Origin of the sequence: Caballeronia sp. LZ043 (assembly GCF_031451075.1) — a bacterium.
In the GTDB taxonomy this organism is placed as follows: domain Bacteria; phylum Pseudomonadota; class Gammaproteobacteria; order Burkholderiales; family Burkholderiaceae; genus Caballeronia.
In genome coordinates this window covers 1,825,540-1,848,480 of the sequence record NZ_JARUXT010000001.1, presented here as the reverse complement: position 1 = coordinate 1,848,480, position 22,941 = coordinate 1,825,540, and the positions used below count along the sequence as shown (strand labels likewise).

Genomic DNA, 22,941 nt, shown 5'->3' with positions numbered 1-22,941 from the left:
GATGGCGGCGCCGATGAATGGTGTCATTGCTTCGATGTCGTTCACTCACGCGCGCCGTACAACCAGCGTGCGTCATGACGGTTCCATGCAACGAGGAGGCGTACGCGGAATGTCGGAAATCGAAAATCAGAATGCAGTGTCACGGGGAAATGTCAGGCAGCAGGCTGCGGAAAGCGCGGCGCCGGCCATCGCCTTGCCGCCCTACGAGACGGTCGCGCTGATGCTGCAGGGCGGAGGCGCGCTCGGCGCCTATCAGGCCGGCGTCTACCAGGGCCTGCACGAAACAGGGATTCATCCGAACTGGATCGCCGGCATTTCAATCGGTGCGCTGAACACGGCGATCATCGCCGGAAACGCGCCGGAACAGCGCGTGACTCGGCTGCTCGAGTTCTGGGAAACCATCTGCCAGCCGGCGTTCGGCTTCCCGCTGCCGGGTCTCGTCGAAAGGGCGCTGTTCGACTCCGCCGACGAAATCCGCAAGGCGTTTACCGCCTGGCAGGCGTTCGGCGCGCTCGTCGAAGGGCAGAAGGGCTTCTTCATTCCACGCTTTCCGCCGCCGTCGCCCATTGCCTCCGGTTCGCCGCAAACCGCCAGCTATTACGACACCACACCGCTCAAGGCCACCCTGGAGCGCCTGTGCGACTTCGACCGCATCAATTCAGGCGAGACGCGCGTGTCGGTCGGCGCGGTGAACGTCGCGACCGGCAACTTCGCCTATTTCGACAACACGCAGATCCGCCTGCGCGCCGAGCATTTCATCGCGTCCGGGGCCTTGCCGCCGGGCTTCGCTGCCGTCGAGATCGACGGGCAGTTTTACTGGGACGGCGGACTCATGTCGAACACGCCGCTCTACGAAGTGGCCATGGCCACACCGCGCCGTGACACGCTCGCTTTCCAGGTCGATCTATGGAGCGCGCGCGGTCCGGTGCCGGACAGTATCGTCGACGTGATGGGGCGCGTGAAGGACGTGCAGTATTCCAGCCGCACGCGTCTCGTGACCGACCAGATGCAGCGCTCCCAGCGCGCCCGCAACGTGTTGCAGCACGTGCTCGACCTGGTGCCCGAGGAGATTCGCAAGAACGACGAATGGTGCCGGCGCGCGGAGGAACTCGCGTGCTCGAAGCGCTACAACATCATCCACCTCATCTACCGCCAGAAGGAGTACGAGGGCCACTTCAAGGATTATCAGTTCGGGCTGTCGACGATGCAGGAACATTGGGAAAGCGGCCTGTCCGACATCCGCCGCACGCTCGCCCACCGCGACTGGCTCGAGATGCCGAACGGAGAAGCGCGTTTCGCCACCCACGATATCCATCGCGACGAGCCTTGAACGGGTCACGCGCAGCCCGGGAGGCCGTCCTGAGCGGAAAATTCTCCCTCTTTGTATAATCCGGAGCGCTTCGGGCGGCGTCCTGCTGACACCACCGCCATCACGTTTCCTCGACTCCGAATGACTCCGATCTCGGTCTGCTTCGTCTGTCTCGGCAATATCTGCCGCTCGCCCAGTGCGGAAGGGGTGATGCGGCATCTCGTCGAGCGCGCGAACCTGGCCGGCCATATCGTGATCGATTCGGCCGGCACCGGTGACTGGCAGATCGGCGACGCCCCGGATTCGCGCGCCCAGAAGGCCGCGAAGAAGCGCGGCTACGACCTCTCGATGCTGCGCGGGCGGCAGATTGGCGCCGCGGATTTCGCGCGCTTCGACCTGCTCGTCGCCATGGACGACGCCAACGTCGCCGCACTCATGGCCATCTGTCCGCCCGAGCATCGCGACAAGATTCGCCTGCTGATGGACTTCGCCACGCGCAAGGACAGTCGCGTCGTGGTCGATCCTTATTTCGGCGGCGAGGCGGGTTTCGAGACCGTGCTCGATCAATGCGAGGACGCCTGCGAGGGCTTGCTGAGAGCACTGCAGGCCCAACTTTCCGCGTAACTTTCGGCAGCAATCCATCAACCGGAACGGGAATTAAAAAACTACTTATCTCGCCCGGGATACTTGACTAAAACTGTGGGATATTTATACTTGACGAAAATCATCGAGTATTAGCGTTAGCTCCCCATTATGAGACTCACCACGAAAGGCCGTTTCGCCGTTACGGCGATGATCGACCTGGCGTTGCGCCAGGAGCAGGGCCCGGTGACGCTGGCAGGCATCAGTCAGCGCCAGCGCATCTCGCTTTCCTATCTCGAGCAGCTCTTCGGCAAGCTGCGGCGCCATGAGATCGTCGAATCGGTCCGCGGGCCGGGCGGCGGCTACAACCTTGCGCGCCGCGCGGAAAACGTCACGGTGGCGGACATCATCATCGCCGTCGACGAGCCCATCGACGCCACTCAATGCGGCGGCAAGGGCGCGTGCGAAGGCACCAAGCAGCACGATGGCCATTGCATGACGCACGAGCTGTGGGCCACGCTGAATCAGAAGATGGTCGAGTATCTGGATTCCGTTTCGTTGAAGGATCTGGTCGACCAGCAGCGTGCGCGTGAGGGTTCGGCGTCGGTGCTGCGCGATCGCCGCACGGATTCGTCCGGTGTCGAGGCCACGCGGGTGGTGCCCAAGGGTCCGAATTCCATTTTCAATCTGGCCGGATGACCTGCGCCGCCGCGCGGCACGAGCCGTGCGCGTGATGATGCAAGGCGCGTCCCAGCCGGAGCTTTGACCGATTTTCCCGGAGCGACTGATGAACAACGATATTCCCCACCTGCCCATCTACATGGATTACAGCGCGACGACCCCCGTCGACCCGCGCGTGGTGGACAAGATGATCCCGTATCTTCGCGAGCAGTTCGGCAATCCGGCCTCGCGCAGCCACCAGTACGGCTGGGATGCGGAGCGTGCAGTCGAGGAAGCGCGCGAGAATGTCGCGGCGCTCGTCAACTGCGATCCGCGCGAGATCATCTGGACCTCGGGTGCGACGGAATCGGACAACCTCGCCATCAAGGGCGCGGCGCATTTCTACAAGAGCAAGGGCAAGCACCTCATCACCGTGAAGACCGAGCACAAGGCCGTGCTGGACACCACGCGTGAGCTGGAGCGCGAAGGCTACGAAGTCACGTACCTGGACGTGAAGGACGACGGTCTCATCGACCTCGAAAAGTTCAAGGCGGCCATTCGCCCGGACACGATCCTCGTTTCCGTGATGAACGTGAACAACGAGATCGGCGTGATCCAGGATATCGCGGCGATCGGCGAGATCACGCGCGAGAAGGGCATCATTTTTCACGTCGACGCGGCGCAGGCCACCGGCAAGATCGAAATCGACCTGCAGAAGCTGAAGGTCGACCTGATGTCGTTCTCGGCGCACAAGACCTATGGTCCGAAGGGCATCGGCGCCCTGTATGTGCGTCGCAAGCCGCGCGTGCGCATCGAAGCGCAGATGCACGGCGGCGGTCACGAGCGCGGCATGCGCTCGGGCACGCTCGCGACGCATCAGATCGTCGGCATGGGCGAGGCGTTCCGCATCGCGCGTGAAGAGATGGCCACGGAAAACGAGCGCATCCGCATGCTGCGCGACCGTCTGCTGAAAGGCCTGCAGGACATGGAAGAAGTGTATGTGAACGGCGACATGGAACAGCGTGTGCCGCACAACCTCAACATCAGCTTCAACTTCGTCGAAGGCGAGTCGCTGATCATGGCAGTGAAGGACGTCGCGGTGTCGTCGGGTTCGGCGTGCACGTCGGCGTCGCTGGAGCCTTCGTATGTGCTGCGCGCGCTCGGCCGCAACGACGAACTCGCACACAGCTCCATCCGTTTCACGGTGGGCCGTTTCACCACCGAGCAGGACGTCGACTACGTCATCAACCTGCTGAAGAACAAGATTGCCAAACTGCGCGACCTGTCGCCGCTCTGGGAAATGCACAAGGACGGCATCGACATCTCGAGCATCCAGTGGGCCGCTCATTGAGCATGCACTGAGCGCACGCGACACCGAATACAGGAGAGATTGAAAATGGCTTATAGCGACAAGGTCCTTGACCACTACGAAAATCCGCGCAACGTCGGTTCGTTCTCGAAGGACGACGACACGGTCGGCACCGGCATGGTCGGCGCGCCGGCCTGCGGCGACGTGATGAAGCTGCAGATCCGCGTCGGCGCGGACGGCGTGATCGAGGACGCGAAGTTCAAGACCTACGGCTGCGGCTCGGCGATTGCATCGAGCTCGCTCGTCACCGAATGGGTGAAGGGCAAGACGCTCGACGAAGCGATGAGCATCAAGAACACGCAGATCGCCGAAGAACTGGCGCTGCCGCCGGTGAAGATCCACTGCTCGATTCTCGCTGAAGACGCGATCAAGGCGGCCGTGGCGGATTACAAGCAGCGTCACGGCAGCGCGGCTCCGGCAGCGGAAGCTGGCGAGGCGAAGCAGCACGCGGCGTAAGGTTCGATGCGGGCGCCATGCATGAGCATGACGTCCGTTTGAACGACGAAGGTCGGTTAAAGCGACGAGAAGCGAAAGATCATGGCAATCACGTTGACGGACAAGGCGGTACAACACGTGCAGAAGTACCTGACGCGGCGCGGCAAGGGCGTCGGCCTGCGTCTGGGCGTGCGCACCACGGGCTGTTCCGGTCTGGCGTACAAGCTCGAATACGTCGATGAACTCGCGCCGGAAGACACCGTGTTCGAAACGGCGGGCGTCAAGATCGTGATCGACCCGAAGAGCCTGCCGTATCTCGACGGCACCGAACTGGACTTTGCGCGCGAAGGGCTGAACGAAGGCTTCCGCTTCAACAACCCGAACGCGAAGGACGAGTGCGGCTGCGGCGAATCGTTCCGCGTGTGACACGCAGGGCGCCGGCAGCAACGGCAAAAGAGGCGGCGCGGGCCGCCTTTTTCATTCGCGCAACCTGAAACCTCATCATCGTCATGGCTTCGCTCAACGACACCCACTTCGCGCTTTTCGACCTGCCGCAGACCTTCGCCATCGAGCAGCAGACCCTCGACGACGCCTATCGCACCGTCCAGGCGCAGGTGCATCCCGACCGCTTCGCCGCGGCCGGCGACGCCCAGCGACGCCTCGCGATGCAATGGGCCACGCGCGCGAACGAGGCGTACCAGACGCTGCGCGATCCGCTGAAGCGCGCGCGCTACATGCTGTCGCTGCGCGGCATCGACGTCGGCGCGGAGAACAACACGGCCATGGAGCCCGCGTTCCTGATGCAGCAGATGGAATGGCGCGAAAATATCGAGGATGCGGCCGGCGCGAAGAACGTCGGCGCGCTCGAAGCGCTGCTCGACGAACTGCGCGACGAGGAACGCGTGCGCTTCACGAAGCTCGCCGTGCTGCTCGACAGCCAGTCGGACCAGGCCGCGAGCGAGGCTGTGCGGCAACTGATGTTCATCGAGCGCGTGGCGCAGGAAATCGGCACGCAAATCGAACGGCTGGAGCACGCGTAAGAACGCGCTCGCCGTCACCACCCCATAAGACCAACGATGGCTTTACTGCAAATCTCAGAACCCGGCATGGCGCCGGCGCCGCATCAGCGGCGCGTGGCGGTCGGCATCGATCTCGGCACGACGAATTCGCTCGTCGCGGCCGTGCGCAACAGTGTCCCCGAAGCGCTTCCCGACGAGGACGGCCATGTGCTGCTGCCGTCGGTCGTGCGTTATCTGGAGAAGGGCGGACGGCGCATCGGCCGTATCGCGAAGGAAGAAGCCGTTCTCGATCCGCGCAACACGATCGTCTCGGTCAAGCGCTTCATGGGGCGCGGCAAGAGCGAGGTGGAAGGCGCGGAGAACGCGCCGTACGACTTCATCGACGCGCCGGGCATGGTGCAGATCCGCACCATCGACGGCGTGAAGAGCCCGGTGGAAGTGTCGGCGGAAATTCTCGCCACGCTGCGTTACCGCGCGGAAGATTCGCTCGGCGAGGATCTCGTCGGCGCGGTCATCACGGTGCCCGCCTATTTCGACGAAGCGCAGCGCCAGGCCACCAAGGACGCCGCGAAGCTCGCGGGCCTGAACGTGCTGCGGCTGCTCAACGAACCGACGGCGGCGGCGATCGCCTACGGTCTCGACAACGGCGCCGAAGGGCTTTACGCGGTCTATGACCTGGGCGGCGGCACCTTCGATCTGTCCATCCTGAAGCTGACGAAGGGCGTCTTCGAAGTGCTCGCGGCAGGCGGCGATTCCGCGCTCGGCGGCGACGACTTCGATCACGTGCTGTATCGCCACGTGCTGGCGCAGGCGGGCGTGTCGCTGGACGCGCCTGAAGACGTGCGCTTGCTGCTCGACCGCGTGCGCGCGGCGAAGGAAGCGCTGTCGGATGTCGCCGAGACGCGTGTGCAGGCCACGCTTTCGACTGGCGGCAAAATCGATGTCGCCGTGAGCGAGGCGCAGTTCGCCGAGCTGACGCAGGCGCTCGTTGCGCGCACGCTCACGCCGACGAAGAAAGCGCTGCGCGACGCCAAGGTGACGGCGCAGGACATCAAGGGCGTGGTGCTGGTTGGCGGCGCGACGCGCATGCCGGTGATCCGGCGCGCGGTCGAGACCTTCTTCGGCCAGCCGCCGCTCATCAATCTCGATCCGGATCAGGTCGTCGCGCTCGGCGCCGCGATCCAGGCCGATCTGCTCGCCGGCAATCGGCGCGGCGAAGGCGACGACTGGCTGCTGCTCGACGTGATCCCGCTCTCGCTCGGCGTCGAGACGATGGGCGGCCTCACCGAGAAGATCATCCCGCGCAATTCCACCATCCCGACCGCGCGCGCGCAGGACTTCACGACCTTCAAGGACGGCCAGACCGCGATGGCGATTCACATCGTGCAGGGCGAGCGCGAACTGGTGTCCGACTGCCGCTCGCTCGCGCGTTTCGAGCTGCGCGGCATCCCGCCGATGGCCGCCGGCGCGGCGCGCATCCGCGTGACCTATCAGGTCGACGCCGACGGTCTCCTGTCCGTGTTCGCGCGTGAGCAGACCTCGGGCGTGGAGGCATCGGTGATCGTGAAGCCTTCGTATGGCCTCGCCGACGACGACGTTGCGCGCATGCTCGAAGAAAGCTTCAAGACCGCCGACATCGACATGCGCGCGCGTGCGCTGCGCGAGGCGCAGGTGGAAGCGCAGCGCATGATCGAAGCGACGCACGCGGCGCTCGCATCCGACGGCGAACTGCTCGATGAGCAGGAGCGCGCGGAGATCGACACGCTTACCGCGGCGCTGGAACAGGTTGCGCAGGGCGAGTCGCCGGAAGTGATCGAGGAGGCGACGAAGACGCTCGCCACGGCCACCGACGAATTCGCCGCGCGCCGCATGAACAAGAGCATTCGTCGCGCGCTCGCGGGCCGCAAGCTTGACGACGTCTGATCATCCCCATTCGAGAACTTACGAAAAATGCCTCAAATCGTTGTACTGCCTCACGTGGAGCTGTGTCCGGACGGCGCGGTGATCGACGCCGATACGGCCAAGAGCATCTGCGACAACCTGCTGGATCACGGCATCGAGATCGAGCATGCGTGCGAGAAGTCGTGCGCGTGCACGACCTGTCACGTCATCATCCGGGAAGGCTTCAACGCGCTCGAACCGTCCGAGGAACTCGAGGACGATCTGCTCGATAAAGCGTGGGGGCTGGAACCTACATCGCGGTTATCATGTCAGGCAATGGTGCCGGCCGACGAGGATCTGGTGGTCGAGATCCCGCGCTACACCATCAATCACGCCAAGGAAAATCACTGACAGGAGGCTCGCCCATGAAGTGGACAGATACTCAGGAGATCGCGATGGCTCTCACCGACGCGCATCAGGATATCGATCCTCAATATGTGCGTTTCACTGACCTGCACCGCTGGATTACCGAGCTCGATGGCTTCGACGACGATCCCGACAAGTCCAACGAGAAGATCCTGGAATCGATCCAGGCAGCGTGGATCGAGGACGCGGATTACTGATCCCTCACGCTGATCCGGCTTGAAATAAGAACGGCGGCTTCGCACAGGAAGCCGCCGTTTTTTTGCGCCCGTTGCGTTTAGATGTTCCGATGTTCAGACGCGCACGCCCTTGTCCTGCAACTGGCGTTGCAGCGTCGGCCACATCTTCGCCACCGCTTCTTCACCCGCGAGAATCGACACGTTGCGCTGGCTGAAGTCGCTGCTGCTCATCGCGTTGAGATTCGGGCGGATCACCGCGTTGGCGTACTTGTCGAGCTCGTAGGCCTTGATGGTCTGGCCCATGATCGTGAAAGTCTGCATGAGCACGTCGAACGAACTCGTCGTGAGACCGCTTTCGGGGCGCGCCGAGATGTCGACGGCGATCACGAAGTCCGCGCCCATCTTGTGCGCGAACGCGGCCGGCACCGGGCTCACGAGGCCGCCGTCCACATACTCGCGATCGCCGATCTTCACCGGCTCGAAGATCGACGGCACGCTGCACGACGCACGCACCGCAATGCCCGTATTGCCGCGCTGGAAGAGGATCGGCTGGCCGTTCCTGAGATCCGTGGCGACGATGCCGAGCGGCCGCGCCATCTTCTCGATCGGCCGGTTGTCGAGGGTCTTGTTGAGGTAGTTCTGCAGCGCGACGCCCTGCAGGATGCCGCGCGTGCGGAAGGGCATGGCCCAGTCGCTGATCGAGGCTTCGTCCATGGTCAGCGCGAGCTTGTTGATGGCGATGCCGTTCATGCCCGATGCATACAGCGCCGCGATCACCGAACCCGCGCTCGTGCCGGCGACGAGATCCACGTGCAGGTTGCGCGCTTCGAGCGCCTTGATCACGCCGATATGCGCGAAGCCGCGCGCCGCGCCGCCGCCCAGCGCCAGGCCGATGCGCACCGGCCGCTGCGGTTCCTGCCGGGGTGGCGGCGCGGATGCGGTCTCGCCCGACACGCCGCTGCTGGTCGTGGTGCAGGCGGCAAGAACGGACGAGGCGGCCGCGAGCGAGAACGCGCGGCGTGAAAGACGGGGTGACGATGAACTCAAGGCGTGCTCCGGATGCAGCGGGTCCCGGACGAATGGCGCGAGGCGTCGGGGAGGTTTCGTGGACAGGTGACGATCAGGCGCGCACATCATAAAGCAAAGGCTCGCGGGCCGACACGATGCGGCCGGCGAGTATAATTTCGGCTCATTTTGGGCGGGCTTCGCGTGCGGGTGTTTCGTGCGCCACGCCGTGCGCTGGCCGTCTCCGACGGCCGTCGCGCACGCGGCCCGCCAGATCGCATTCCGGCCTCGGCCGTGCGCCGCCCGCTCCGGGTTGGCCGCGCGGCGGCGGCGCCCTCATCGAGTACACAGCAATGACCACCCCAGTCCGCACACGCTTCGCTCCGAGCCCGACCGGCTTCATCCATCTCGGCAACATCCGTTCCGCGCTGTATCCGTGGGCGTTCGCGCGCAAGATGAAGGGCACCTTCGTGCTGCGCATCGAGGACACCGATCTCGAGCGTTCCACCGACGCCTCGGTCGACGCAATTCTCGAAGGCATGGACTGGCTCGGACTCGATTTCGACGAAGGCCCGTTCTATCAGATGCAGCGCATGGACCGTTATCGCGAGGTCGTCGCGCAGATGCTCGAGAAGGGGCTGGCGTACCACTGCTACATGTCCACGGAAGAGCTCGACGCCCTGCGCGAGCGCCAGCGCGCCGCCGGCGAAAAGCCGCGTTATGACGGCACCTGGCGTCCCGAGCCGGGCAAGGTGCTGCCGCCGGTGCCCGAAGGCGTGGAGCCGGTGGTGCGCTTCCGCAATCCGCTGACGGGCGCCGTCGCGTGGGACGACGCGGTGAAAGGCCACATCGAGATCTCGAACGAGGAACTCGACGACCTCGTGATCGCGCGTCCCGACGGCACGCCGACCTATAACTTCTGCGTGGTCGTCGACGATCTCGACATGAAGATCACGCACGTCATCCGCGGCGACGATCACGTCAACAACACGCCGCGCCAGATCAACATCCTGCGCGCGCTCGGCGGCGACACGCCGGTGTACGCGCATCTGCCGACCGTGCTGAACGAGCAGGGCGAGAAGATGAGCAAGCGTCACGGCGCGATGAGCGTGACGGGCTATCGCGACAACGGCTATCTGCCGGAAGCGGTGGTGAACTATCTCGCGCGCCTCGGCTGGTCGCATGGCGACGCAGAGATTTTCTCGCGTGAGCAGTTCGTCGAGTGGTTCGATCTCGAGCATCTCGGCAAGTCGCCCGCGCAGTACGACCACGACAAGCTCAACTGGCTCAATGCTCATTACATCAAGGAAGCCGACAACGCGCGCCTGGCGGAGTTGACCCGGCCGTTCCTGCTCGCCGGCGGCATCGATGCCGCCGCGCTCGCTGCCGGCGCGCCGCTCGATCAGGTGATCGGGCTGCTGAAGGACCGTGCATCGACGGTGAAGGAGATCGCCGATAACGCCGCGATGTTCTATCGCGAGCCGGTGATCGAACCGGACGCGTATGCGCAACACGTGACGGATGCGGTGCGTCCGGCCATCGCCGATCTGTGCACGGCGCTCGCCGAAGTGGAATGGAACAAGGAAGCGATTGCGGCGGCGCTCAAGGCCACGCTCGGCGCACACAAGCTCAAGATGCCGCAGCTCGCAATGCCGGTGCGACTGCTGGTGGCAGGCACGACGCACACGCCGTCCATCGATGCCGTGCTGATGCTGTTCGGTCGCGATGCTGTCGTGAATCGCTTGGGAAAGGCGGCGAGTTGATGTTTCCGCGGGCCCGGCGCGTGTGGGAAAGCGCCGGGCTCCATCGATTGCGTGCAACTGCACGAGATGAGCCAAATAATTTGCGATTTGTTCGTCAGAGGGTATTTACAACTACGAAAACGCCCTATACAATCTCGTTTCTGTTCTGCAAGGGGGTATAGCTCAGCTGGGAGAGCGCTTGCATGGCATGCAAGAGGTCAGCGGTTCGATCCCGCTTACCTCCACCAAGAACAGTCAAGCAAGGTGAAGTAGGGCGAAGTTGTTCTCCAGAAACTTGGAAGTCGCAAAAAATACTTCACAAACAGCACGAAGTTGTATAGAATTTCGGTCTTCGCTGACCGGCAGAAAGTAAGTTGGCGAGACAGTAGTAAGACAGAGTCAACAAGTTTCTGTCCCCTTCGTCTAGAGGCCTAGGACATCACCCTTTCACGGTGAGTACAGGGGTTCGAATCCCCTAGGGGACGCCAGATTATCGGCGGCTGCTAGAAAGCGCTGCAGCGTTCGTCGGTGACACGGCGGATCGATAGCAAGAAAGTGGAGCGGTAGTTCAGTTGGTTAGAATACCGGCCTGTCACGCCGGGGGTCGCGGGTTCGAGCCCCGTCCGCTCCGCCAACACCTGGTTTGAATACTGCGAGCAAAAACACTCCGGCTATTGAGAGCCGGTTTTTTTTCGCCGCAGTTTGCAAGAAGTTGAAGTCCCCTTCGTCTAGAGGCCTAGGACATCACCCTTTCACGGTGAGTACAGGGGTTCGAATCCCCTAGGGGACGCCAGATTGATCGGCGGCTGCCAGAAGCGCTGCAAGGTTCGTCGATGACGCGGCGGATCGGTGCGCCGATTACAAGAAAGTGGAGCGGTAGTTCAGTTGGTTAGAATACCGGCCTGTCACGCCGGGGGTCGCGGGTTCGAGTCCCGTCCGCTCCGCCAGCAGTAAAGAGAAATCCAGCCTCCGGGCTGGATTTTTTTTGCCTGCTGGATTCTGTTCATGGCCGCCTTCCGTTTCGTACTCGGCCGAATGGACGATCGCCCGTAGTAATGGCCATTGCCAGCCTGCCCGCGCTGACTTAGTGTTGAGGCACTTGTTCTCGTGCCCGCACCCGCGATGCTGGATCCCACCGAAGACCTCTCGCTGTATCAATTACGCCAGGCGACCATGGCAGACTTCGCATTCGCCGAAGCGCTCATGCACGACAACATGGCCGGCTACTATCGACGCCACAATCTCGTCTGGCGTGGCGATCTCTTTCTTTCCAGCTGGCGCGAATCCGAAAATTTCATCCTGCAGGCAGATGGCACGCCCATCGGCGTCATGCGCGTGACCGAAGAAGGTGACTCGCTGCATATTCGTGACGTGCAGATCGCACAAGGGTATCGCGGGCGCGGCGCGGGTACGTTCCTGCTCAACACGGCGCATCGCTGGGCGCGGGCGCGTGGGCTGGCCGAATGCCAGTTGCGCGTGTTCGTCGACAACCCCGCAGCACGGCTTTACCTGCGCATGGGCTATCGGCTGGCGGGGCCGCGTCTCGCGCAACTCGGCGCGATCCGTCATATGGTGCGACGCGTCTGACCAGACTTCACGCGCCGTCCGGATCGCGCGTGCTGCGATCTTCAGGGCTGTCACCGTTGTCGCGCGCGAAGAACGCACGCGGACTTTCGCCGAATGCGCGACGGAACATCGCCGAGAAGGCACTCTGGCTCTGATAGCCGAGTTCGCGCGCCACCTGCGCGAGCGGACGCCCCTGGCTCAGCAACGGAATGGCGCGTGCAAGCACGGCCTGCTGGCGCCACTGCGAAAAGCTGACGCCGAGCTCCCGCCTGAACAGCCGCGCGATGGTGCGCGGACTTGCGCCCGCCTCGGACGACCAGCGCTCCAGATCGGAATGAGACGGTTCGGCGAGCACGGCGTTGCACAGCGCGCGCAGGCGCTTTTCGTTGGGCATCGGCACCGAGAGGGGCAGGGGTTCCGAGCGGATGATCTCGTCCAGCGCGAGCGTGCCGAGCAGCCGTTCTCGCTCCGGGGAGATGGAAGCGTCATCGAGGGCGGCGATCACCTCGCGAAGCAGCGCCGACACCTCTACCACGCGGCACGCACCGAGGCCTGCCGGCACCACGCTCGCATCGACATACAGGGTGCGCAGATAGGCATCCTCGACGATCACCACTTCGTGCGTGACATTCGGCGGCACCCAGATGGCGCGGGAAGGCGGCACCATCCAGGTCGAATCGACGGTCGCGACGCGCAACACGCCACGCGACGTGTAGGCGACCTGCGCCCACGGATGCGTGTGCAGGGCGATACGTACGCCATAGGGCACGGGTCTGGAGCGTACGCGAATCGGATGGGCGAGCGTGGGCGCATGCTCGGGCGGGATGTCGAGATGCTCGACTTCCTCGTCCGACGATGCCGCTTCGACCAGGTTGATCATGTGTGCCCGATGAATGGAGATGCAGGTTGGCCGCGCGCCGACACGCAGCCATCAGCCGACGATGTTAGCCGAAAGCAGCCTTGTTTGGCCCGGCTCGCAGGCGCACGTGGCGGGCGCATAATTCGCCATCGATGAATTCAACGACAGGAGCGGCATTCCCGATGCAATACGTTTTCGTGTACGGCACGCTGCGCGCGGGCGAGGCGAACGATATCAACCAGGCGGCCGAACGGCACGGCATTGCGGCTCCCCAATGTCTGGGCCGGGCGCACGTTCATGGGGAGCTTTTCGATTTTGGCGCCTACCCGGGCCTCGTGATCGATGACGAGGGACAACCGGTTCACGGCGATGTGTATCGCATCGAAGATGCGCTCGTGCCGGTGCTGGATGAGATCGAGGAAGTCTATCCGGGCGTGGAAGGACTGTTCCGGGCGCACCGGCTGCATGTAGAGGTGGAACTGGATGGTCGCCGAGACCGGCTCGACTGCATGATCTATCCCGTCACGGCGCAGGCGGTAGCGGGTCTGTCGCGCATCGAGAGCGGCGACTGGGTCACCCATCGCGCCAGCCGGGTCAAGTAAGCGCTATGCCAAATGCAGGAAGCGCTGCTGCATGAGTCCGCGCCGCCTTTGACGCGACATCGCATCAACGGCGGCGTGAATGGCCCCGAAGCGAAAGGGCGGTTCGATCGTTACTGGCTCGAGCCGCTCATCGGCTTGCTGTGTGACTTCTTGTGATGCATCGACTTGTGTGACGACGATTGCGAATGCATGTTTTGCATGTTGTCCTGCTGCGACTGCAGGTTTTGCGCACGCGTTTCGATGTCGGAAATCTTGGCGGGATCGGTGCTCATGGTCACGCCTTGATCGCTCTGCGCATAAGCGCCTGTCGCGATTGCACTGAGGGACAACAGAACAGCCAGGGACACTTTCTTCATTGTTACCTCCTAGTAGGTGTTGAACCCGGGAATCGCCTGTCCGATCCGGTGGAAAAACGCTTTGGGTGTGAGCAATAAACGCTCCCGCAGCCGGCAACCGACCTTCTTGAAGCCGAGTGTCCACGATCCGGACCTTCCTATGATAGGCGCGGAACAGGACAGACGTGTCGGGCAATGTTCGGCGCCAATCCATCGCCTTCCCGATTTTGACCGTTGAAAATCATATCGGCGGATTGTTTCAGTTGCTAGTACTGATCAATCGATACGGCCGATCATCCGCGCTTTTCAGACGATTCGTCCGATTTCGCGACGTCGGTTCAATACAGGTGCAGCCACCGATACACCCCGAAGCGCGCCAGCCCGACGAGTTCGTGCAGCGCGATCTCGCTCGTCTCGAAGCTTCCGAGACGCGGCAGGAGCGTGACGTGGCCGTGCCGGCCACTGGACACGTAGGGCTGGGGATCGAAGCCGAATGCCTGATACGCGCGGAGCGAACGCCGCATGTGATAGGCGGAGGTTACGATGATCAAACGATTGTCATGTGCGCGGCCCACAATGGCGGCGACATTGCGGGCGTTCTGCCAGGTATTGAGACTTTGGTTCTCACGCACCAGATCATCGGGCTGGACGCCTTGGGCGAGCACATAGGGCGTGTAGTTGTCGGCTTCGGCCTGGCCGTGATGTTCGGGATCCCCGCCGCTCACAATCACCTTGCACGATCGCGCCGCTTCCCGGCATTCACGGTACAGCGCGGCTGTCGCCGCAATGCGCTGCATCGAGTCGGGCTTGGGCACGAGCCCCGTGTCGCTGCGATCGGTTCCGCCGCCCATCAGCACGATGATCGTGTCCGGAGCAAAGTCAGGCGCGGCCGTGCGGGTGTAGCCGCGCTGCGCCACCGCGAGCAGCGGCGCGGCGAACCAGCCCGCTCCGATGCCCCACGCCAGCGCCGCCGTGACGATTGCGATCTGCACGCGACGGCGTCGCCATAGCGCGAATGATGCAAAAAAAAGCAGGAATAAAGTGAATAGAACCAATTTGATTGGGGTAACGTATTGGTTTTAAGACAAATCGTTTCGTCATCGCGCACAACCGGGCGCATCGGCGGGTTGGCAGCAAAGCGTGTGATCAGCGCGCTCTCATCGGGGGCTTGTAATAGAAAGCAGCACCTAACGCAAGCGGCGGCCAAACATTCGGCTGCGAGTCGACTTGCTCGCAAACGAGATTCGGCGCGCCGCGTTTAGTCGACGTCGCGGACCGTCTTGCGACCGTCACGAGCGTCGTCATGGCTGCATAGGAAGAAAGAACGAGATGACCACGTATTCCAACGAAGCCGTACTCGAAGCACTTCGCCGAGCGCAGTATCGTCAGGTTCCCTGGGCGAAACGCCCCAATGTCTTCGATCTCCTGCGCGCGCTCGGCCTGCTGGAATTGACCCGTCAGCGCACCGTCGCGCCCGCGCCAGGCTTTCATGCCCCGGTCGACATCGCTGTCGTGACCGAGCGGGGAAAAAACGAATTCTCGAGACTTTCGCGCAATGAGCGCTCCACCGACTGGGACCTGCGCCGCACGGAACGCTACACGTTCGGCGGGCAGGAAACGCTGGCGGAGGCGAAGGTCTAGTCCGCAGGACAGCGCTTTCGTCGTCCTGCTTCGGGCGGCAAGCGATCGGCGAAGGCCGAGGGAGAGGCTTCGCCTGTTCGCCTGTACGGGCCGGATGAACCCGCTGGAGCGCGGCGCTTCCGCCGGAGCCGCAGCCAAAAAAAACCCGTATCACGAGGATACGGGCATTCCGGATCTCACTGTTGCCACGCTACGTGCACGGCAAAACCTGTGACTGTCGCTGACGAGCGGGATTCCTTCTCGTCGTCTCTCCGCGCGAACGCAGCCGCGTCGCGCGCGCACCTGATGAAGTCTGGAGCTCAGTGATGCTGCGGCCGTCCGTCGCGCTCGGCATCGGGGCGTGCGCGCACGTTGCTGGCGATATCGCCGCGCAGGTCGCCACGGGGCGCCGGAGGCGTTACGCCGCGTGTGCGCGGACCGCCCTGCGGTGCTTCCATGGCTGCCTTGGTGCTGACATGAAAATCGGACGCGGCAGGCGGCGGCTGAGCCTGGCTCATCGCCGTCGTGCTCATCAACGCAACCAGCGCGCCGTGGACGAGCAGAGTCGATGCTTTCATGGCGAAATCCCTCCAAGCCCGCGTGGAGCTGGTTCGATCATTCACCAAGTTAAGCGTCGGACCGCTTCCGCGCTGTAAGGAATAGTAAAGAGTTGTTTCGCTCCACGTGCGCGCCGACGACGTCTGCTAGCGTACAGAGCCGCACGGGTAAACCGATGGAGAGAACAGACAGGGCGCAAGGCAAGCTTGCGCAGCAGGACGATGATGCATCGAGGCCGTCTGACGACGGCCTCGGCAAGGCGCGATGGTCAGGCCATCTTTGCTGGCGCGCGCCACGATTCCGGGTTGGTCCAGAACGCGCCGCGCAGGCGGTCGCGGCTCGGCGGCGTAGGCGGCTTGGCGGCGCTCGAACCGATGCGGCCACGCAGCGACACTTCGCGACCATTGCCCGCAAGGCGCTTGACGATCTCGGCCAGCGTGCCGTCTGCTTGCCACTCGTCGAAGCGTCGACGGCAGGTCGGCGGGGAAGGGTAGCGGCCGGGCAGTTTCGACCAGCCTTCGCCTGTCGAAAGCACCCACAACACGGCATTGACCACCGCACGCGCTTCGACGCGCGGACGGCCGCGCCGCTCGCTACGCGCCGGTTCGGCACAGAACAACGCCTCAACCAGCGCCCACTCGTTATCTCTCAAATCGTCGAACAGCACCATATCTCACCTCAGCGAAGCTAACCCCGGTGCGCTGCCCCGCGCCGCGCACTCTGGTCGGAATCCGATGAACGAATACCCAGGAAAGGCCGGAGCGGATGACGGTGAACAATCATTTCGTGCTTCCGTGTAACGACTCCGACCTCTGTGCGCAATGAAATGCGAGAACCGTGCCATGCGTGTCGCGAAATCCGGGAAACCCGCATGGCAGTAGGCTGACGCGATGTCAGCATGGCCCGTATCAGACCCGAAATGAACCAATTAAGAAATCGGGACAATCACCAATCCAGTGCAATAGGCCCATCCGGCGTGCGTTTCCGGAATATGCTGCACCGCAGCGAAACGTACGTTCGCGCAAGCATTCAGCCTGCTCAGACCTATAATTCCGACTTAAACGACAATATTGATGAGCGATCGGAATGAACGCGCCCTTGAACGTGACGCTGCGACAGCTGCGTGTCTTCATCGAGGTCTCGCGGCTGCGCAGCTTCAGTCGCGCGGGCGATGAAATCGGCCTCACGCAGTCGGCCGTCAGCCGCTGTGTGCGGGAACTGGAAGGCGAGATCGGTTTCAAGCTGATCGACCGCACGACCCGCGAAGTGCAGTTGACCGATGTCGGCCTGAACCTCGTCGGTACAGTGTCGCGGCTGCTCGCGGATCTGGACGAGGCGCTGCGCGAAGTCCGCGACCTGGGGCAACAGCGCCGCGGGCGGGTGATCGTCGCGGCGAGTCCGACGATCGCGTGCCGGCTGATGCCGCGCGTCGTCGCCTCGTGCCTGACGCAGTTCCCGCTGATCTCGCTCGGCCTGCGCGACGACGTCCAGTCCGACGTCCTGCGCAAGGTCAAATCGGGCGAGGTGGATTTCGGCGTCGTGATCGGCCCGTTTGCGTCGGATGACCTGTACGGCGAACCCGTCATGACCGATTCGTTCTGTCTTGTGGCGCGGCGCGATCATCCGCTCGGCCGCCAGGACGCCGTGCCATGGGAAAAGCTCGCCGGCGAGCGCCTCGTGATGCTCGATTACGCCTCCGGCAGCCGGCCGCTCATCGATGCCGTCATGCGCGAGCACGGCGTCGACGCGCAGGTCGTGCAGGAGCTGGGGCATTCGGCGACGGTGTTCGGGCTCGTCGAGGCGGGCGTCGGCGTGAGCGTGCTGCCGTGGCTCGCGCTGCCGTTGCCGGCGGAGTCGTCGCTGGTGGCGTTGCCGCTCGAACCGCGCGCGGAGCGCACAGTGGAACTGGTGCGCAGGCGCGATCGTTCGCTGTCGCCGGCGGCTGAATCGGTCTGGTCGCTGATCGCTTCGCTGCCGCGGCGCGCGGAAGATCTGATTTGAACGGGCTTGAACCGGTACGCGCCGCTAAACCGGCAGGCGCGCGTTAGACTTGATTTCCTGAATTGACAACGCAACGGGGCGGGTAATGAGTGAATCGGAAGGAGCAGTGATCAGTGAACTGAGCCAACTCGGCGGCGCGCACGGATTCGGTGCGCCGAATGCCCGAGATGCCGTGCGGGCGCTGCGCCCGTCGCAGATCCGTGAAGTGGCGAACGCGGGATTCGGCGTCGCGAACGTGCTGCCGTTCTGGTTTGGCGAATCCGACCGCGTGACGCCGCCCTTCATTCGCGACGCCGCCAGCCGCGCGCTCGCCGACGGCGACACCTTCTATACGCACAATCTCGGCATCGCGCCGCTGCGCGAGGCGCTCGCTGCTTACGTGAGCGGACTGCACGGCGCAACCTCGGCGGATCACGTCGCCGTGACGAGCGCCGGCGTGAACGCGCTGATGCTCGCGGCCCAGCTGGTGGTCGGCGCGGGCGATCGCGTGGTTGCGGTGACGCCGCTGTGGCCGAATCTCGTCGAGATTCCGAAAATTCTGGGCGCGAGCGTCGAAACGGTGTCGCTGAGCTACGGCGCACATGGCTGGACGCTCGATCTCGACCGCTTGCTGGCTGCGCTCACGCCGGACACGCGCATGCTGATGATCAACTCGCCCAACAACCCCACCGGCTGGACCATGAGCCGCGACGACCAGCGCGCCGTCCTGGCACATTGCCGGCGCCATGGCATCTGGATCGTCGCGGACGAGGTCTACGAGCGTCTCTATTACGGCGATGACGGCGGCGCCGCGCCTTCCTTCCTCGATCTCGCTGCGCGCGACGAGCGCGTGATCGCGGTGAATTCCTTTTCGAAGGCGTGGCTCATGACCGGCTGGCGCCTGGGCTGGCTCGTCGCGCCCACTCAACTGATGGACGATCTCGGCAAGCTGGTGGAATACAACACGTCGTGCGCGCCGTCGTTCGTGCAGAGAGCGGGCGTGGTCGCCGTCGCGGAGGGCGAGCGCTTCACGCAGTCGCTCGTCGCCGATCTGCGCGCGAGCCGTGATCACCTTGTGAGCGCGTTGCAGGGCATCGAAGGCGTCGACGTGCGCGCGCCCGACGGTGCGATGTACCTGTTCTTCTCGCTCCCGGGCGCGGCGCACAGCCTCGACCTGTGCAAGTCGCTGGTGCGCGACGCCGGACTCGGTCTCGCGCCGGGCAGTGCGTTCGGCGCAGAGGGCGAAGGTTTCGTGCGCTGGTGCTACGCCTGCGATCCGGCGCGCCTCGATGCGGGCGTCGAGCGTCTGCGGCGCTTCCTGGCGGCGCGCGGCGCGGCGTAGGCGCCGTCGAGTGAGTTTCGGCCGCGATGCTGCTTCACCTTTACGCCCCGGTTCTTTTTGCGTAATATGGCGCTCAGTCACGCGCTTTCGTCTTGGAAAGCGCCACCTCGACCGGCTGGACTGGCCCGGCGCTCGCTCACCGAACGCCCAATGCTGCCTCTCCCCGGTGCGTGCTCCCAATCAATATGACCGGTTCCGATCGGGCGAGAAATCGGGCGAGCGCGTCTTGAAATTCCGCGTACAGCTTTATCGTTCGCACCGCTCCGGTGGCGTTCGAATCTGCTCAAGCTCGCTTTGAATCGAATCATTGACCATACAGGGTTGACCCAAGCTGCATGAATACCCAAGAGGCGAAGATCGTCCTCGAGACTGCCCTGATTTGCGCGCAGGAACCGCTGAGGCTGCATGATTTGCGCAAGCTGTTCGCCGACGACATCTCGGCGGACACCGTGCGCACCTTGCTCGAAGCGCTTCAGGCCGACTGGTCGGGCCGTGGCGTGGAACTCGTGGCGCTTGCTTCGGGCTGGCGTTTTCAGAGCAAGCCGGCGATGCGGAGTTATCTCGACCGTCTGCATCCTGAAAAGCCGCCCAAGTATTCCCGCGCGGTTCTCGAAACGCTCGCGATCATTGCCTATCGGCAGCCGGTGACGCGGGGCGATATCGAAGAGATTCGGGGCGTGACGGTGAACACGCAGGTCGTGAAGCAACTGGAAGATCGCAGCTGGATCGAAGTCATTGGTCATCGGGATGTGCCGGGACGTCCGGCGCTGTATGCCACGACCAAGCAGTTTCTCGACGACCTCGGCCTGAGCGCGCTCGACGAACTGCCGGCACTGGATAATCCATCGGCGCAATTCGAAGCGTCGCTGCTCGCGCAGCATTCGATCGAATTCCCCGAAAGCGTGGCCGTGGATGCGCCCGCTGCCGGGGAACATCAACCTGAGGCGCCGGTCAACGCCGATAAGCCGCTCGACGCGGCAAGCGCGTCCGCCGCGCCGGAAGAGGAATCGCAGGGGCCCGGCGCGGTCGTCGATGGACGACAGGGCGAGCAAGACGAAGGACACGCGGCACACGACGAACCCGTCGGGCAGGGTACCGAACCTGCGTCGGCCGCAGCGGAGGACATCGACCCCATTCGGGCGGTCCCCGCCGAGCTTCACCCGCAGCAATTGAATACCGCGCAGGACGCGCACACCGCGCCGGCTCTGACTCCGGCGCCGCGCGACGACGCGCAAGACACGGGTCCAGTGTTCGAAGACGAACTGGACGACGACTCCGAAGAACCGAAGGCGCGCCGCGCCTGACGCAAAGACGCATGGCCCCTGTTCCGGAACCCGGCTCTCCATAAAGAACATTTCGAGACGACCAGCCGGACCGATCAGCGGATTTTTTGTCGCGCCCGCGATGGGCGCGCAATTCGACATTTGAGGTTGTTTTGACACACTCCCACGACAGCGATTCGCCTGAATCCGCACGCCGCGTGCATGACGCGGATGCACCCGAGTCGGCCGATGCCGGCGAACGCACGCGCAGCGACGAGAATGGCGAGGGCGACGATCGTCCGCGCCGCGGTCTGCGCCGCGGGCCGCGCAGCCTGATCGCGCGGCGTCGCGCTGTCGCCAAGACGAAGGGCGGCGAAGCGTCGCCGGACGCGCCGGCCGCCGTGACCGAGACGCCGCCGGACGGCGTCGTGGCAGCCCAGGTGCGTACGCCGCGCAAGGATCCGAACGCCAAGGGCCCGCGCAAGGAAGGCGCAAAGCCGCGCGGTCGCAAGAACCCGCGTGCAGAAGCGGGCGAGGCCAGCGGCGAAGCGCCGGTCGAGGCCGCGAACACCGCCGGCCAGGCCGCCGCGCCGGCCCAGCCCGCCCGCGAAGGCGCGCGCCGCAAGCAGGCCCAGCCGCAGCAGAAGCGCGGCAAGCGCAATGACGGCGGCCCCGCGACGGTGGAAAGCGCCGCGGCCGCAGCGGTCGACGATGTCTTCGCCTACGTGACCTCGCCGGCCTTCGACGCCGACAACACCGGCGGCGTCCGCGCACCGATGCTGCGTCGCGGCCGCGCGGTCCAGCAGCAGAAGCGCGTGCTGGAGCCGGACGACGACGCGCCGAAGCTGCACAAGGTGCTCGCCGACGCGGGCATGGGTTCGCGTCGCGACATGGAAGAGCTGATCATCGCGGGGCGCGTGTCGGTGAACGGCGAGCCGGCGCACATCGGCCAGCGCATCATGCCGACCGATCAGGTGCGCATCAACGGCAAGCCGGTCCGCCGCAAGCTCGCCAGCAAGCCGCCGCGCATCCTGCTGTACCACAAGCCGACCGGCGAGATCGTCAGCCATGCGGACCCGGAAGGCCGTCCGTCCGTCTTCGACAAGCTGCCGTCGATGAAGACGGCCAAGTGGCTCGCTGTCGGCCGTCTCGACTTCAATACCGAGGGCCTGCTGCTGCTCACGACCTCCGGCGATCTGGCGAACCGCTTCATGCATCCGCGCTATAGCGTCGAACGCGAATACGCGGTGCGGGTGGTCGGGCAGCTGTCGGAAGGGATGAAGCAGAGGCTCCTCAAGGGCGTCGAACTCGACGATGGCCCCGCCAACTTCCTGCGCATCCAGGACGGCGGCGGCGAGGGCACGAATCACTGGTACCACGTTGCGCTGGCGGAAGGTCGCAATCGCGAAGTGCGCCGCATGTTCGAGGCCGCAGGCCTGATGGTCAGCCGCCTGATCCGCACGCGTCACGGCCCGATCGCACTGCCGCGCGGTCTCAAGCGCGGCCGCTGGGAAGAGCTCGAGGACAATCAGGTGCGCACCCTGATGGCGTCGGTCGGACTGAAGCTGCCGACGGAGGACAAGGGCGGACGCCAGTCCGCGCCGCGCGTGCAGCCCGACCCGATGCAGACGTCGATGGGCTTCATCACGCGCGAACCGGTGCTGAGCTCGCATTCGCGGATGACGCAGCAGACCACGCCGGGTCGTGGCGGCCGCCGCGGACAGCCGGGCGGCATGGCCAGCAGCTTCGGCCTCGGCGGCATGGGCGGACTCGGCGGCAATACGGGCAACGCGGGCAACATGGGAAATGGCGGCGGCGCGGGCCGTCGTGGCGGCCGGGAGCCGAACGGCAACCGCATCGGCCAGGAGCCGAACGGCAATCGCACCAATGGCGGCGGCCGGCCGGGGCAGCGCGGCGCGCGTCCGCAAGGCAATACGCAGGGTGTGGCCGGCGCCGGCAAGCGTCCGGGCAACAACGCACCGCGCGGCAATCGCTCGGGTGGCGGCGGTCAGCCGGCCGGCGGGCAGGGCAAGCCAGGTGGCGCGAATCGCGGTGCGCGCAATCGCTCGCGCGGGCGTTAAGACGCGGAGCGAGGGGGGAGCGAGCAAGCGCCAGCCCGCCTTCGTTCTCGCGCGCAGCGACGGCAAACGGCCTTGCAGCACCGGGATCAGACGCGTTGAAAGCGGCATCAACAGGGCTTCAACGGGCCTGAA

General features: G+C 64.4%; 24 protein-coding genes and 5 tRNA genes. 23 read left to right on the top strand and 6 right to left on the bottom strand.

The window, feature by feature from the left end:
* The first annotated feature begins 109 nt into the window (after positions 1 to 109).
* From QCE64_RS08335 to iscX, 10 genes are all read left to right on the top strand, one after another.
* The gene (locus QCE64_RS08335; protein ID WP_309916809.1) at positions 110 to 1,330 is read left to right on the top strand and encodes a patatin-like phospholipase family protein; all 1,221 of its coding nucleotides are present in this window, start codon (positions 110 to 112) and stop codon (positions 1,328 to 1,330) included.
* A gap of 120 nt (positions 1,331 to 1,450) precedes the next feature.
* Positions 1,451 to 1,933 (top strand): low molecular weight protein-tyrosine-phosphatase, encoded by a 483-nt coding sequence (locus QCE64_RS08330; RefSeq protein ID WP_309930294.1) that lies wholly within the window; start codon positions 1,451 to 1,453, stop codon positions 1,931 to 1,933.
* Between the two features lie 129 nt (positions 1,934 to 2,062).
* On the top strand, positions 2,063 to 2,590 hold the full coding sequence (gene iscR / locus QCE64_RS08325) for a Fe-S cluster assembly transcriptional regulator IscR (protein WP_309916804.1): 528 nt from the start codon (positions 2,063 to 2,065) through the stop codon (positions 2,588 to 2,590).
* 88 nt (positions 2,591 to 2,678) lie between these two features.
* Positions 2,679 to 3,902 carry an IscS subfamily cysteine desulfurase gene (locus QCE64_RS08320; protein ID WP_309916802.1) on the top strand — a complete coding sequence of 408 codons (1,224 nt, stop codon included), beginning with the start codon at positions 2,679 to 2,681 and terminating at the stop codon, positions 3,900 to 3,902.
* A 45-nt stretch (positions 3,903 to 3,947) separates the two neighbouring features.
* Entirely contained in the window at positions 3,948 to 4,376 is a 429-nt protein-coding gene (iscU, locus tag QCE64_RS08315) for a Fe-S cluster assembly scaffold IscU (protein ID WP_309901630.1), read from the top strand.
* A gap of 81 nt (positions 4,377 to 4,457) precedes the next feature.
* Positions 4,458 to 4,781 carry an iron-sulfur cluster assembly protein IscA gene (iscA, locus tag QCE64_RS08310; RefSeq protein WP_309808632.1) on the top strand — a complete coding sequence of 108 codons (324 nt, stop codon included), beginning with the start codon at positions 4,458 to 4,460 and terminating at the stop codon, positions 4,779 to 4,781.
* Positions 4,782 to 4,864: 83 nt separating this feature from the next.
* The gene (gene hscB, locus QCE64_RS08305; RefSeq protein WP_310003397.1) at positions 4,865 to 5,395 is read left to right on the top strand and encodes a Fe-S protein assembly co-chaperone HscB; all 531 of its coding nucleotides are present in this window, start codon (positions 4,865 to 4,867) and stop codon (positions 5,393 to 5,395) included.
* A 36-nt stretch (positions 5,396 to 5,431) separates the two neighbouring features.
* Positions 5,432 to 7,297: a Fe-S protein assembly chaperone HscA gene (gene hscA, locus QCE64_RS08300; protein WP_309916795.1), complete on the top strand. Its 1,866-nt coding sequence runs from the start codon at positions 5,432 to 5,434 to the stop codon at positions 7,295 to 7,297.
* A gap of 27 nt (positions 7,298 to 7,324) precedes the next feature.
* Complete coding sequence (gene fdx, locus QCE64_RS08295; protein ID WP_061138726.1) at positions 7,325 to 7,666, top strand: ISC system 2Fe-2S type ferredoxin; 342 nt, start codon at positions 7,325 to 7,327, stop codon at positions 7,664 to 7,666.
* A gap of 14 nt (positions 7,667 to 7,680) precedes the next feature.
* Positions 7,681 to 7,878, top strand: coding sequence for a Fe-S cluster assembly protein IscX (iscX, locus tag QCE64_RS08290; protein WP_309808622.1), 198 nt, complete (start codon positions 7,681 to 7,683; stop codon positions 7,876 to 7,878).
* Positions 7,879 to 7,971: 93 nt separating this feature from the next.
* Here the strand turns inward: iscX and QCE64_RS08285 are convergent, their stop codons facing one another.
* On the bottom strand, positions 7,972 to 8,904 hold the full coding sequence (locus tag QCE64_RS08285; protein WP_309916793.1) for a patatin-like phospholipase family protein: 933 nt from the start codon (positions 8,902 to 8,904) through the stop codon (positions 7,972 to 7,974).
* Between the two features lie 311 nt (positions 8,905 to 9,215).
* Here QCE64_RS08285 and gltX point away from each other — a divergent pair, with 311 nt between their 5' ends.
* The 7 genes from gltX to QCE64_RS08250 all read left to right on the top strand — a co-directional run bounded on the left by gltX (position 9,216) and on the right by QCE64_RS08250 (position 12,191).
* Entirely contained in the window at positions 9,216 to 10,625 is a 1,410-nt protein-coding gene (gltX, locus tag QCE64_RS08280) for a glutamate--tRNA ligase (protein ID WP_310003394.1), read from the top strand.
* 151 nt (positions 10,626 to 10,776) lie between these two features.
* Positions 10,777 to 10,852: transfer RNA gene (locus QCE64_RS08275), tRNA-Ala, on the top strand.
* A gap of 164 nt (positions 10,853 to 11,016) precedes the next feature.
* Positions 11,017 to 11,092, top strand: a tRNA-Glu gene (locus tag QCE64_RS08270).
* Positions 11,093 to 11,161: 69 nt separating this feature from the next.
* Positions 11,162 to 11,238, top strand: a tRNA-Asp gene (locus QCE64_RS08265).
* Positions 11,239 to 11,321: 83 nt separating this feature from the next.
* Positions 11,322 to 11,397, top strand: a tRNA-Glu gene (locus tag QCE64_RS08260).
* Positions 11,398 to 11,474: 77 nt separating this feature from the next.
* Positions 11,475 to 11,551 (top strand) — tRNA-Asp (locus tag QCE64_RS08255).
* Between the two features lie 175 nt (positions 11,552 to 11,726).
* Positions 11,727 to 12,191 (top strand): GNAT family N-acetyltransferase, encoded by a 465-nt coding sequence (locus QCE64_RS08250; protein ID WP_309808616.1) that lies wholly within the window; start codon positions 11,727 to 11,729, stop codon positions 12,189 to 12,191.
* Positions 12,192 to 12,198: 7 nt separating this feature from the next.
* Here the strand turns inward: QCE64_RS08250 and QCE64_RS08245 are convergent, their stop codons facing one another.
* Positions 12,199 to 13,050 (bottom strand): helix-turn-helix transcriptional regulator, encoded by an 852-nt coding sequence (locus tag QCE64_RS08245; RefSeq protein ID WP_309916787.1) that lies wholly within the window; start codon positions 13,048 to 13,050, stop codon positions 12,199 to 12,201.
* A gap of 161 nt (positions 13,051 to 13,211) precedes the next feature.
* Between QCE64_RS08245 and QCE64_RS08240 the strand changes: the two genes are divergently transcribed.
* Positions 13,212 to 13,631 carry a gamma-glutamylcyclotransferase family protein gene (locus QCE64_RS08240; protein ID WP_310003392.1) on the top strand — a complete coding sequence of 140 codons (420 nt, stop codon included), beginning with the start codon at positions 13,212 to 13,214 and terminating at the stop codon, positions 13,629 to 13,631.
* A gap of 110 nt (positions 13,632 to 13,741) precedes the next feature.
* Here the strand turns inward: QCE64_RS08240 and QCE64_RS08235 are convergent, their stop codons facing one another.
* Together QCE64_RS08235 and QCE64_RS08230 are read right to left on the bottom strand one after the other, a co-directional pair.
* A complete protein-coding gene (locus QCE64_RS08235; RefSeq protein WP_309916781.1) occupies positions 13,742 to 13,987 on the bottom strand; it encodes a hypothetical protein in 246 nt (81 codons plus the stop codon).
* Positions 13,988 to 14,304: 317 nt separating this feature from the next.
* The gene (locus tag QCE64_RS08230; RefSeq protein WP_310003390.1) at positions 14,305 to 14,958 is read right to left on the bottom strand and encodes a YdcF family protein; all 654 of its coding nucleotides are present in this window, start codon (positions 14,956 to 14,958) and stop codon (positions 14,305 to 14,307) included.
* A gap of 337 nt (positions 14,959 to 15,295) precedes the next feature.
* Between QCE64_RS08230 and QCE64_RS08225 the strand changes: the two genes are divergently transcribed.
* Complete coding sequence (locus QCE64_RS08225) at positions 15,296 to 15,607, top strand: hypothetical protein (RefSeq protein ID WP_309916776.1); 312 nt, start codon at positions 15,296 to 15,298, stop codon at positions 15,605 to 15,607.
* A 299-nt stretch (positions 15,608 to 15,906) separates the two neighbouring features.
* On the opposite strand, the gene QCE64_RS08220 is transcribed toward QCE64_RS08225, so the two are convergent.
* Positions 15,907 to 16,164, bottom strand: coding sequence for a hypothetical protein (locus QCE64_RS08220; protein ID WP_309916774.1), 258 nt, complete (start codon positions 16,162 to 16,164; stop codon positions 15,907 to 15,909).
* Positions 16,165 to 16,412: 248 nt separating this feature from the next.
* A complete protein-coding gene (locus QCE64_RS08215; RefSeq protein WP_309808600.1) occupies positions 16,413 to 16,814 on the bottom strand; it encodes a transposase in 402 nt (133 codons plus the stop codon).
* 428 nt (positions 16,815 to 17,242) lie between these two features.
* Between QCE64_RS08215 and QCE64_RS08210 the strand changes: the two genes are divergently transcribed.
* From QCE64_RS08210 to rluB, 4 genes are all read left to right on the top strand, one after another.
* On the top strand, positions 17,243 to 18,145 hold the full coding sequence (locus QCE64_RS08210; protein WP_309919749.1) for a LysR substrate-binding domain-containing protein: 903 nt from the start codon (positions 17,243 to 17,245) through the stop codon (positions 18,143 to 18,145).
* 85 nt (positions 18,146 to 18,230) lie between these two features.
* Positions 18,231 to 19,466: a pyridoxal phosphate-dependent aminotransferase gene (locus tag QCE64_RS08205; RefSeq protein WP_309930285.1), complete on the top strand. Its 1,236-nt coding sequence runs from the start codon at positions 18,231 to 18,233 to the stop codon at positions 19,464 to 19,466.
* 335 nt (positions 19,467 to 19,801) lie between these two features.
* Positions 19,802 to 20,770 carry an SMC-Scp complex subunit ScpB gene (gene scpB / locus QCE64_RS08200; protein ID WP_310003387.1) on the top strand — a complete coding sequence of 323 codons (969 nt, stop codon included), beginning with the start codon at positions 19,802 to 19,804 and terminating at the stop codon, positions 20,768 to 20,770.
* A gap of 131 nt (positions 20,771 to 20,901) precedes the next feature.
* Positions 20,902 to 22,809: a 23S rRNA pseudouridine(2605) synthase RluB gene (rluB, locus tag QCE64_RS08195; protein WP_310003385.1), complete on the top strand. Its 1,908-nt coding sequence runs from the start codon at positions 20,902 to 20,904 to the stop codon at positions 22,807 to 22,809.
* The last annotated feature ends 132 nt before the right edge of the window (positions 22,810 to 22,941 follow it).

What these genes read in the sequence shown, in the direction of transcription:
- iscX (WP_309808622.1), top strand. Translation starts at nt 7,681, where the DNA reads ATGAAGTGGACAGATACTCAGGAGATCGCGATGGCTCTCACCGACGCG.
- QCE64_RS08235 (WP_309916781.1), bottom strand. Translation starts at nt 13,987, where the DNA reads ATGAAGAAAGTGTCCCTGGCTGTTCTGTTGTCCCTCAGTGCAATCGCG.
- QCE64_RS08225 (WP_309916776.1), top strand. Translation starts at nt 15,296, where the DNA reads ATGACCACGTATTCCAACGAAGCCGTACTCGAAGCACTTCGCCGAGCG.
- hscA (WP_309916795.1), top strand. Translation starts at nt 5,432, where the DNA reads ATGGCTTTACTGCAAATCTCAGAACCCGGCATGGCGCCGGCGCCGCAT.
- QCE64_RS08205 (WP_309930285.1), top strand. Translation starts at nt 18,231, where the DNA reads ATGAGTGAATCGGAAGGAGCAGTGATCAGTGAACTGAGCCAACTCGGC.
- iscU (WP_309901630.1), top strand. Translation starts at nt 3,948, where the DNA reads ATGGCTTATAGCGACAAGGTCCTTGACCACTACGAAAATCCGCGCAAC.
- gltX (WP_310003394.1), top strand. Translation starts at nt 9,216, where the DNA reads ATGACCACCCCAGTCCGCACACGCTTCGCTCCGAGCCCGACCGGCTTC.
- iscA (WP_309808632.1), top strand. Translation starts at nt 4,458, where the DNA reads ATGGCAATCACGTTGACGGACAAGGCGGTACAACACGTGCAGAAGTAC.
- QCE64_RS08320 (WP_309916802.1), top strand. Translation starts at nt 2,679, where the DNA reads ATGAACAACGATATTCCCCACCTGCCCATCTACATGGATTACAGCGCG.
- QCE64_RS08335 (WP_309916809.1), top strand. Translation starts at nt 110, where the DNA reads ATGTCGGAAATCGAAAATCAGAATGCAGTGTCACGGGGAAATGTCAGG.
- QCE64_RS08330 (WP_309930294.1), top strand. Translation starts at nt 1,451, where the DNA reads ATGACTCCGATCTCGGTCTGCTTCGTCTGTCTCGGCAATATCTGCCGC.
- scpB (WP_310003387.1), top strand. Translation starts at nt 19,802, where the DNA reads ATGAATACCCAAGAGGCGAAGATCGTCCTCGAGACTGCCCTGATTTGC.
- QCE64_RS08220 (WP_309916774.1), bottom strand. Translation starts at nt 16,164, where the DNA reads ATGAAAGCATCGACTCTGCTCGTCCACGGCGCGCTGGTTGCGTTGATG.
- QCE64_RS08215 (WP_309808600.1), bottom strand. Translation starts at nt 16,814, where the DNA reads ATGGTGCTGTTCGACGATTTGAGAGATAACGAGTGGGCGCTGGTTGAG.
- QCE64_RS08245 (WP_309916787.1), bottom strand. Translation starts at nt 13,050, where the DNA reads ATGATCAACCTGGTCGAAGCGGCATCGTCGGACGAGGAAGTCGAGCAT.
- QCE64_RS08240 (WP_310003392.1), top strand. Translation starts at nt 13,212, where the DNA reads ATGCAATACGTTTTCGTGTACGGCACGCTGCGCGCGGGCGAGGCGAAC.
- QCE64_RS08250 (WP_309808616.1), top strand. Translation starts at nt 11,727, where the DNA reads ATGCTGGATCCCACCGAAGACCTCTCGCTGTATCAATTACGCCAGGCG.
- iscR (WP_309916804.1), top strand. Translation starts at nt 2,063, where the DNA reads ATGAGACTCACCACGAAAGGCCGTTTCGCCGTTACGGCGATGATCGAC.
- fdx (WP_061138726.1), top strand. Translation starts at nt 7,325, where the DNA reads ATGCCTCAAATCGTTGTACTGCCTCACGTGGAGCTGTGTCCGGACGGC.
- hscB (WP_310003397.1), top strand. Translation starts at nt 4,865, where the DNA reads ATGGCTTCGCTCAACGACACCCACTTCGCGCTTTTCGACCTGCCGCAG.